At 66.4% G+C, this 4,165-nt stretch carries 4 protein-coding genes; 2 read left to right on the forward strand and 2 right to left on the reverse strand.

All coding sequences use genetic code 11. The features are described from left to right. Positions 1-26 precede the first annotated feature (26 nt). Positions 27-1,154: an NAD(P)-dependent alcohol dehydrogenase gene (locus ACE026_RS14555; RefSeq protein ID WP_486039534.1), complete on the reverse strand. Its 1,128-nt coding sequence runs from the start codon at positions 1,152-1,154 to the stop codon at positions 27-29. A gap of 14 nt (positions 1,155-1,168) precedes the next feature. Continuing rightward, positions 1,169-2,632 (reverse strand): benzaldehyde dehydrogenase, encoded by a 1,464-nt coding sequence (locus ACE026_RS14560; RefSeq protein ID WP_486039536.1) that lies wholly within the window; start codon positions 2,630-2,632, stop codon positions 1,169-1,171. 211 nt (positions 2,633-2,843) lie between these two features. On the opposite strand from ACE026_RS14560, the gene ACE026_RS14565 reads away from it, so the two are divergent. Continuing rightward, complete coding sequence (locus ACE026_RS14565; RefSeq protein ID WP_123730129.1) at positions 2,844-3,422, forward strand: DUF1415 domain-containing protein; 579 nt, start codon at positions 2,844-2,846, stop codon at positions 3,420-3,422. Further along, a partial coding sequence (locus ACE026_RS14570; RefSeq protein WP_486039538.1) for an SDR family oxidoreductase occupies positions 3,413-4,165 on the forward strand: 753 nt, incomplete at its 3' end. The genes ACE026_RS14565 and ACE026_RS14570, both read left to right, overlap by 10 nt.

Below are 4,165 nucleotides of genomic sequence, written 5' to 3' on the forward strand. Positions count from 1 at the left end.
GGCATGCATGCCCCCCACGGACCGTTTCACCCGCCGATGGTCAGGATCGGCTTGAGGGTGACACCGCGGGTGCTGTCCTCGGCGGCCTGGTTGATCTGGTCCAGCGGGTAGAACTTGACCAGCTTGTCGAACGGGAAGCGGCCCTGCTGATACAGCTGCACCAGCTGCGGAATGAACACCTTGGGCACGCTGTCGCCTTCGACGATGCCGCGGATGCTGCGCCCGCCGAGCAGCAGGTTGTTGACGTCGAACTCGGCCTTGGTGCCCAGCTTCGGCGCGCCGACCACGCCAATCACCCCCAACCCGCCGAGTGCCTCGATGCCCTGCGCGAGCACCTCCGGACGACCGGTGGATTCCAGTGCGAAGTTCGCGCCCCCGTCGGTGATCCCGCGCACTGCTTCAACCACATCGACCTCGCGGCTGTTGATCACATGCGTGGCCCCCAGTTCCTTGGCCAGCTCCAGCCGCGAAGGCACCACATCAATGGCGATGATGGTCGTCGCACCGGCCACGCGTGCGGCCATCACCGCGCTCAGCCCGACCGCGCCGGCACCGAAACTGGCGAAGCTGCTGCCGGCGGTCACCTTGAGCGAGTTGATCACCGCACCGGCACCGGTCTGGATGCCGCAGCCAAGCGGGCCAAGCAGCTCGATCGGCGCATCGTCGGGCACTTTGATCGCGTTGTTTTCGCGGCTCAGTGCGTAGGTGGCGAAGGAGGACTGCGCGAAGAAGTGATCGTGCAGCGGGTTGCCGTCCGGGTCCTGGATCGCGGTGGAGCCGTCCAGCGCACCGCCACCGAAGTTCAGGCCGAAGAAGTCCTTGCAGTAGGCACCGTGGCCGCCGCTGCAGGGATTGCAGTGGCCGCAGGCGCCGTAGGTCAGCACGACATGGTCGCCAACCTTGAGCTCTTTCACGCCCGGGCCGAGCGCTTCGACGATGCCCGCGCCTTCATGGCCGAGCACGGCCGGCAACGGCACGGGGTAGTACTGGTCACGCACGATCAGGTCGGTATGGCACAGGCCGGTGGCGACCACGCGGACCAGCACTTCATCGTCCTGAGGGCCACGGATACGCGCCTTCTCGATCGTGAAGGGCTGTTCTTTTTCGCGCACCACGGCCACGGTGATATCGCGCAGTTCTGCTGTTGCGGTCATGAGAATCTCCTGGATCAGATCGGGTACGCGGGCGCTTCGCCCTTGACGGTCATCCACTGCCACTGGGTGAACTCGTCGATGTTGGACGGGCCACCGATGCTGGTGCCGTTGCCCGAAGCACCGACGCCGCCGAACGGGTTGATCACCTCATCGTTCACGGTCTGGTCGTTGATATGCAGCAGGCCGGTGCGCAGCCGTTCGCCCAGCTTCAGCGCGCGGCCCACGTTGCTGGACACGATCGCCATCGACAGGCCGTACTCGCTGTCGTTGGCCAGCTCCACCGCCTCGTCATCGGTATCGAACGGCACCACGACCGCGACCGGCGCGAAGATTTCTTCGTGGAAGGCCGGGTTGTCGCGGCTCACATCGCTGAGCACGGTCGGCTCGAAGAACAGATCCTTGTAGCCACCACCGGTTGCCAGGGTCGCGCCCGCAGCTTGTGCCTCAGCAACGATGCGCGCGGCGTGGTCGCGCTGCTGGGCATTGATCAACGGCCCGATCGCCACCGCGCCATCGGCCGGATTGCCGACCTTGAGCGATTTCGCCTTGGCCACCAGCTTTTCCAGGAAACGCGCATGGATGCTGCGCTGGACCAGCACGCGGCCGGTGGCCATGCAGATCTGGCCCTGGTGCAGGTAGACGCCCCACGCCGTGTTGGCGATGGCCAGATCCATGTCCGCATCGTCGAGCACGATCAGCGAGTTCTTGCCACCCAGTTCCAGCGACACCTTCTTCAGGTGTTTGCCCGCCGCTTCACCCACCTTGCGCCCGGCACCGGTGGAGCCGGTGAACTGGATCATCGCGATGTTCGGGTCACTGGTCAGCGCCGCACCGGCCGCGCCATCCCCCGGCAACACATGGAGCAGGCCAGCAGGCAGGCCAGCCAGTTCGAACAGGCGTGCGATCACGAAGCCACCGCACACGGCGGTGCGCGGATCGGGCTTGAGCACCACCGCATTGCCCAGCGCCAGTGCCGGGGCCACCGCACGCATGGCCAGATACAGCGGGAAATTGAACGGCGCAATCACGCCGACCACACCGAGCGGGCGGCGGCGCGCCAGATTCAGACGACCCGGTTCGGACGGCAGCACTTCGCCGATGCTGCGCGAGGGCAATGCCGCCGCTTCATGCAGCGCCTTGGTGTTCACCTTGGCCTCGAAGCCGGCCTTGAGCTGGGTGGAGCCACTTTCGCGGACCAGCCACTGCACGATTTCGTCGTTGTGTTCTTCGGCCAGCTGCGCGGCCCGGCGCAGGACCTGCGCGCGGGTGTCATACGGGGCACTGGCCCAATCGCGCTGTGCGCTGGCGGCAGTGGCGGCCGCGCGTGCGATCTGAGCGGGGTCGGCCATCGCGATCTCACCGAGCCGCTCGCCGGTGGCCGGTTCGACCACGTCCTGGGTGCCTGCACCCGAGGTCCACTGGCCATCGAAGAGCTTGCCGGACCACGTGGCCGTCGGCAGGAATGCGTGTGTTGCCATCACTGAGAACTCCTTGCGTCGTGTACCCGGCCATTGGATACCTGCGGCGGGCCACTGCCTATTGGCCGTTGGCTCGATCACTGCAAGTGATTGCCGGATAAGGATTTATCAGGATGACGGGTGTCCAGTTAATGGACAGTGGAGCCGATCACCCGCCCGCTTCACCGCCGCGCCGTACAATCAACAGCCCCAGCCAGCGACACCGCCCGCCATGAACGATGCGTCCCTCACCGCCACCCACGACCCGATCGCCGAGACCCGGAAATGGCTGGAGCAGATCGTCATTGGCTTGAACCTGTGCCCGTTCGCCAAAGCGGTGTACGTGAAGGACCAGGTGCGGTTCGTGCTCAGCGATGCGACCACCCCGGAAGCGCTGGTGGAGGAACTGGCCGAAGAGCTGATCCTGCTGCGCGATACGCCGGCCGAACAGATCGACACCACGTTGATCGTGCATCCGGACGTGCTGACCGATTTCCTGGATTACAACGATTTCCTCGACAACGCCGATGCGGCGATCGAAGCACTGGATCTCCAAGGCATCCTGCAGGTGGCCAGCTTCCATCCGCAGTACCAGTTCGCCGGCGCGGCGCCGGATGACGTGAGCAACTACACCAACCGTGCGCCCTATCCGACCCTGCACCTGCTGCGCGAAGACAGCGTCGAACGGGCGGTCGCCGCGTTCCCGGATCCGGATGTGATCGTGGAGCGCAACATCGAAACGCTGGACAAGCTCGGCATCGAAGGCTGGACGCGCCTGCTGGGCCGCAACGACATGCCGCCGTGCCACTGACCCCGGACATTCTCGACTGGCCGGCACAGCCGCTGCGCGATCGCGTGGTGGTGATCACCGGCGGTGCGCAGGGGGTGGGCCGTGGCATCGCGCAGTCGGTGCTGGGCGCCGGCGGCAGCGTGATGATTGCCGACCTGGATGCCGATGCCGGCAAGGCCTGTTTGACCGAATGGGCGCTGCCGGAGCGCGCGGCGTTCCAGCGCGCGGACGTGGCCAGCGAGCGCAGTGTGCAGGCGCTGATGAAGGCGACGATGAAGCGCTTTGGCCGCATGGATGGCCTGGTCAACAATGCCGGCATCGCCAGTGCCCATGGCACGCCGTTGGCGGAGATGCCGCTGGCTGAGTGGCAACGCCGCCTTTCCAGCCTGCATGGCGCCTTCCTGTGCAGCAAACACGCCCTGCCCGCCCTGCGCGAGCATGCCGGGGCCATCGTCAACATCGCCTCGACGCGTGCATGGCAGTCCGAACCGGACAGTGAAGCCTATGCCGCAGCCAAGGGCGGGCTGGTCGCCTTCACCCATGCACTCGCGTTGAGCGAAGGGCCGGCGGTGCGGGTCAACAGCATCAGCCCCGGCTGGATCACCACCGATGCCTGGCAGGCACCGTCACGCCGGCGCACGCCCAAGCTCTCGCGCCGCGATCAGGCGCAGCATCCGGTCGGCCGGGTTGGCCAGCCGCCGGACATCGGCGCGCTGGCGGTGTTCCTGCTCTCGGACCTGGCCGGTTTCATCACCGGCCAGGAC

Source organism: Stenotrophomonas sp. AGC87 (assembly GCF_057333975.1).